The organism is Streptomyces sp. NPDC054847 (genome assembly GCF_053610925.1).
In genome coordinates this window covers 1-5459 of record NZ_JBSGZJ010000474.1, presented here as the reverse complement: position 1 = coordinate 5459, position 5459 = coordinate 1, and the positions used below count along the sequence as shown (strand labels likewise).

The following is a 5459-nucleotide window of genomic DNA, read 5'->3' as shown; positions in this document are numbered from 1 at the left end:
CCCCGCCCGCTGTAGGCCGGCGAAGAGGTCTTCCCAGCGGCTCACGATCTCGGTGGTGGAGTAGCGCTGGATCTCCCGCCTGGCCCGCTCACCCATCCGGTCACGCAGCTCCTTGTCGGTGATCAGCATGTCGAGCCTGCGGGCGAACTCGGCGGTGTTGCCGGGGGGCGCGAGGAAACCGTCCTCTCCGTCCGAGATGATCTCTCGCACGCCCGGCGCGACATCGAAGGCCACACAGGGCACGGCCGTTGCCATGGCCTCCATGAGCGCGAGAGGGAAGCCTTCGCCGCGGGAGGACAGCGCGAACAGGGAGCTCTCCCGCAGGGCACCGGGGACGTCGCTGGTGCGCCCCATCCACTCGACGGAGGTACTCAGCCCCAGCTGCGCGCTCTGCTTCTTCAGCGCTGCCTCTTCCTCGCCGGAACCGTAGATCCGCAGAGTCCAGTCCGGATGCAGCGGCGCGACCTCGGCCCAGGCGTCGAGCAGCAGGTCGACGCCCTTCTCCTCGTGCAGACGGCCGATGCTGACCACGGTCTTCGCACTGCGGTCCGAAGGGACCTCGGGGAAGAAGGGCAGCGGATTGGGCATGGATCCGACGTTGTCGAACTGCTGGCGGATCCAGAGATCGGCATCCTCACGGGTGAGCGTGAGCATCCGGTCGACGTCCTTGTACAGCCGCTTGACGCGCTGGAACCGGGACGACCTGCGGCACGTCTCGTACGACTCGTGGCTCATGCCGATCACGGTCAGACCGGCGGTGTCGGCGAGAGCGACCCATTCCATGGCCCAGACCTGGGTGACGATGACGACGGCTCCGGGCCGGGCGGCCCGGAACATCGAGGTGAGCTTGGCCGCCTGGGTGCGCATCGCGGAGTCGCGCAGGTGGCGGCGTCGGCGCTCGACGAGATTCAGCCTGCCCTTGAGGCCGCGCACGGACCTGACCGTGGGCGGGTGCTCGTCGTACAGCGTCGTCGTGAGGTAAGGCAGGTCGGACCCCAGATCGGCCCGGCGGCCGTCGGGCGCGGGGGTCACGCCGACGACATGCACGTTGTGGCCGCGCTCGCTGAAGAGACGGGCGATCTGGTGGGACCAGCTGGTGATGCCGCCCAGTTCGTCGACGCTGTTCGACACCAGGAAGATGTCACGCGGTTCCGTGGTGTGGTTGGTCATCAACGGCTCCAGTCGGCGAAGAACTGATCGACGATGCTCTGCGCGGCAGTACCCAGGTCGTACTCACCGAACTCCGCGACGAACCGGCGGCGGGCCTCGGCGTACTTGGGCTTCTGCTCGTCCAAGGAGCGGACGGCGTCGTGGAACTCCTCCTCGGTACGGAAGACGGGGCCCGGCGCGTGTTCGAGCAGGTCGAAGTAAGTACCTCGTCCCTCGTGCACGTAGGCGTCGTAGTCGTACGTGAAGAAGAGCATCGGCCGGTCGAGCACCGCGTAGTCGAACATCACAGAGGAGTAGTCCGTGACCAGCGCGTCGGCGAGCTCCATCAGCGGAGTCACGTCGTGGTGGGCGGACACGTCGATGACCTTGCCGCGCACCGTGGGCGGCAGCACTACATGGTTGAGGTAGTGCGCGCGCACGAGCAGCACATAGCGGTCGCCGAACTCCTCCGCGAAACGGTCCACGTCGAACGGCAGCTCGAAGCGGCTGTGCCGACCACGGCCCGCCGTGCGGAAAGTGGGCGCGTACAGCAGGACCGTCTTGTCGGCGGCAATGCCCAGCTGCTCCGCCAGCGGACCACGCGAGCGGCTGCCGGCCGCGGCCTCGGCGTCGCGTGCCCGCACGAGGACGTCGTTACGGGGATATCCGACCCGCAGCAGCGTCTTCTCCTGAAGCCGGAACGCCTTGGCCAGAGTGCGGACGTCGTGCTCCGACCGTACGAGAAAGTGGTCGAAACGGTTGAGCGTCTGCTGCTGGGCCTCCTGCTCCCGACGCGGCAGCGCCTTCTGCGCGGGCTGGTCGAAGCCCATCTTCTTCAGCGCGGAGCCGTGCCAGGTCTGGATGTACGTCGTCTCGGGCCGCTTGGCGAGCTTGAGCGGGTAGCTCTGGTTGTCCACCCAGAACTCCGCCCGCGCCAGGGCCTTGAGGTAGGGCAGCGACCAGCGCCGCACCAGGGTGGCGTCCTTGGGGAAGTCCTTCGGGCTGCCGGAGTAGGACCAGATCGCCTCGAAGTCCAGTCCTTGCCGGACCATCTCCTCGTAGATGGCGCGCGGGCTGTCGCTGTACTGCTTGCCCAGGTGGCTCTCGAAGACGACGGTGCGCTTCTTGACCGGCAGGCGGCTGTACACCTCGTGGTAGATCCGCAGCTTGTTCTGGTCGGACGTGAGGTCCTTGTGCAGCTGCTTCGCCTTGCGGTAGCCGGCCTTCGCCAGCTTGCCCGGCTTGCCCCGCACACCGCGGCGGATCAGTTCCTCGATCCGCTCGCTGTCGTGCCGCTCGGAGACGAGCCGGAACGCCAGATGCCCCTTCGCCGTCGCATGCGCCTCGATGTGGTCGGCGACCAGTCGGGTCAGGCGGGGGCGGACCGGCATTTGCCCACCGGTCAGGTCGGTGTCCCCGACAGTGAGCCGGGTGGTCGTGCGGGCCCCGTCCACGTGCAGGATCAGCCGCACGTCCCACACCGTGTCGATGATGCCGAGCGGCCTGAGCCGGGAGCTGATGTCGGCCTCCGCCTCCCAGCCGATCGTCTCGCCCTCGTGGCGCACCGCCCGTACGGGGAAGGAGAACGACTTCAGGCTACGGCGCCTGGCCCTGAACTCCAGCTCGCCCTTGAGCGCGGCGTCAGGCCCGATCATTCCCAGCGGATTGGTGATCCGGCCCGCCATGTTGACCGTGCCGTCGGCCTCGGAGAAGGCGGTGAGGATGTTGCGGAGGTAGAGCTGGCTGATCGACTTCTGGTGGTAACCCAGGTCCGTGACGTCCAGCACGCTGCGGGAGAACTCGTCGTCGAGGTGCTCGGCGCACCAGTAGATGCGGCCGTCCAGCTCCTTGAGCGGCGAGGAGACCTTGTCACGGTGGATCAGGGTGTCGACCGCCGGCAGCAGGTTCTGCCAGTCGTCCTGCTGCAGCAGGTGAGCACATATCGCCTGGATCGGCAGGACCTTCCCGTAGGCCTCGTGGTTGAGGCTTGCGAGGTACTCCCGTGAGAGCTCGGCGAACTCCGCCCGGTACGACTCGTTGCGGAAGGGCAGGTCGCGCAGGTGCAGAACGAGGTCGTGCTTCAGGAACTTGACGTCCTTGGCGAGCTTGATCTCGTCCAGCCCGTGCTGCTCCAGCAGGGCGTCGATGCGCCGGTGGACCTCCAGCCGGTGGGAGTAATTGGTCATCTCGTGGCGGCGGTTGGTCACGGACTTGACCGCGGCCTGCTCGTGGACGTGCCAGAAATAGACCTGGTTGGGGATCAGGGTGATGCGCTTCGCGGCGAGGTAGGCCTCCGCGATGAACATCAGGTCCTCGTAGAACATCCCCTTGGGGAAGCGGAGCTCGTTGTCGATGAGGAAGTCGCGGCGGTAGCACTTGTTCGTGGAAAGGGTGTCCCAGACGAACAGGTCCGGCAGCTCGGTGACCGAATTGAGCGTGCGGGTGGTCGAGTAGAGCCAGGCGTACCAGGCGTCGCGCTTCTTGTTGCGGCTGTCCTTGTGGAGACGCACGCAGAGCCCGGAGACCATGTCGGCCTGCGTCTCGTCGGCGGCCGAGACCATGTTGCGGCAGGCGTTGACCTCGAGGACGTCGTCACTGTCGAGGAACATGACGTAACGGCCACGGGCATGCCCGATACCGACATTGCGGGGTTCGCCGCCCGCGCCGCTGTTCTCGGGCAGCTGGTACGCCCGGATCCTGTCGGGGTGGGCGGCCGCCAGCTCTTGTGCGACCTCGAAGGTGCGGTCACTGCTGAAATCGTCGACGATCACGACTTCGACGCTCTGCAGGGTCTGGTCCAACACCGACCGAACGGCCGTCGGGAGACGCTCAGCGTCGTTGTAGGCGATGACGACCACGGAGACGTCAGGCACTGGCACCTCGATCCACTTGTCTTCCTTTAGGCACACCAAAGCTACCTCGTGTTCATGGCCGGTCCTGCCGTGGACCCCGGGGCCGCGGTGCTCGTCGTTCCACGATCGTTACGCGTGGGCGGGGCACGTGAGGACCGCCCGGAGGTGCCGGTGGCGATCGCCATGAGACGTGACCGGCTGGGCAAAACAACACATTGTGTCAGAGTCTTCACCGTCCGCCCTTCCGTGTTCAACCGGAGCGGGGCGTGATCTGAGGCATAGCCGCCGGACGGCGCCGAGCCGCTTGCGAATAGGAAGACCGGTCCACCAGGCGAAATCGCGGTGGAGCAGTCGTCACCCGGGAGGTCGGCGCCGGCGGTGCCGCCCTGGCCTGCCGAGGCAGCTCGTGCCGTCTCCTAGACTGGCTGAATGACGTGGATGATCACAGGCGGTGCCGGCTACATCGGTTCTCACGTGGTGAAGGCCCTCACCGAGGGCGGGGAGCGCGTGGTCGTCCTCGACGACCTCAGCACGGGTGACCCGGCGAGGCTTCCGGCCGGTGTGCCGCTGGAGCGCGGTTCCGTACTGGACCGGCAGCTGGTCGACCGTCTCCTGCGGGAGCACGCGGTCGAGGGAATCGTCCACGTGGCGGCGAAGAAGCAGGTCGGGGAATCCGTCGAGCGTCCGCTCTTCTATTACCGCGAGAACGTCACGGGGCTCCAGACCCTGCTGGAGGCCGCTGCGGACGCGGGTGTCCGCCGCTTCCTCTTCTCCTCTTCCGCCGCCGTCTACGGGATGCCCGACGTGGACCTGGTGACGGAGCAGACGGAATGCGCTCCGATGAGTCCCTACGGTGAGACCAAGCTCGCCGGCGAGTGGCTGGTGCGCGGGGCGGGCCGGGCGCACGGCATGGCCACCGCCTCGCTCCGCTACTTCAACGTGGCCGGTGCCGCTTCTGCCGAGCTCGGTGACCCCGGCATCTTCAACCTCGTGCCCATGGTCTTCGAGCGACTGGACCAGGGCCGGTCACCGCTGATCTTCGGGGACGACTACCCGACCCCGGACGGCACCTGCGTACGGGACTACATCCACGTCGAGGACATCGCCTCCGCGCATGTGGCCGCCGCACGCCGGCTGGTCGAGGACCCCTCCGCCGAACTGGTGCTGAACATCGGACGGGGCGAGGGTGTGTCCGTCGCCGAGATGGTGGACCTCATCCGCGAGGTCAGCGGCCGCACGGACACGGAGGCCGAGATCGCGGCCCGTCGTCCCGGGGACCCGGCTAGGGTGGTGGCCTCCGCCGAACTCATCCGCAAGGAGCTGGGCTGGAGCGCCCAGTACGACGTCCGGCAGATGGTCGAGTCGGCGTGGCAGGGCTGGCGCCTGCGGCACCCCGGCCAGGAGCGCTGAGCCCCCGGGGGACCGCCCGCGTCCCGCCGAGATCTCTCGGGCCCGGGC

At 67.6% G+C, this 5459-nt stretch carries 3 protein-coding genes; 1 reads left to right on the top strand and 2 read right to left on the bottom strand.

The window, feature by feature from the left end:
* Positions 1-1170: glycosyltransferase (locus ACWGH4_RS30395; protein WP_453466561.1), on the bottom strand; the 1170-nt coding region annotated here is incomplete at its 3' end.
* The gene (locus ACWGH4_RS30390; protein ID WP_453466559.1) at positions 1170-4022 is read right to left on the bottom strand and encodes a bifunctional glycosyltransferase/CDP-glycerol:glycerophosphate glycerophosphotransferase; all 2853 of its coding nucleotides are present in this window, start codon (positions 4020-4022) and stop codon (positions 1170-1172) included. The genes ACWGH4_RS30390 and ACWGH4_RS30395, both read right to left, overlap by 1 nt.
* Before the next feature lie 408 nt (positions 4023-4430).
* Between ACWGH4_RS30390 and galE the strand changes: the two genes are divergently transcribed.
* On the top strand, positions 4431-5411 hold the full coding sequence (gene galE, locus ACWGH4_RS30385; protein ID WP_453466557.1) for a UDP-glucose 4-epimerase GalE: 981 nt from the start codon (positions 4431-4433) through the stop codon (positions 5409-5411).
* Positions 5412-5459 lie beyond the last annotated feature (48 nt).

What these genes read in the sequence shown, in the direction of transcription:
- galE (WP_453466557.1), top strand. Translation starts at nt 4,431, where the DNA reads ATGACGTGGATGATCACAGGCGGTGCCGGCTACATCGGTTCTCACGTG.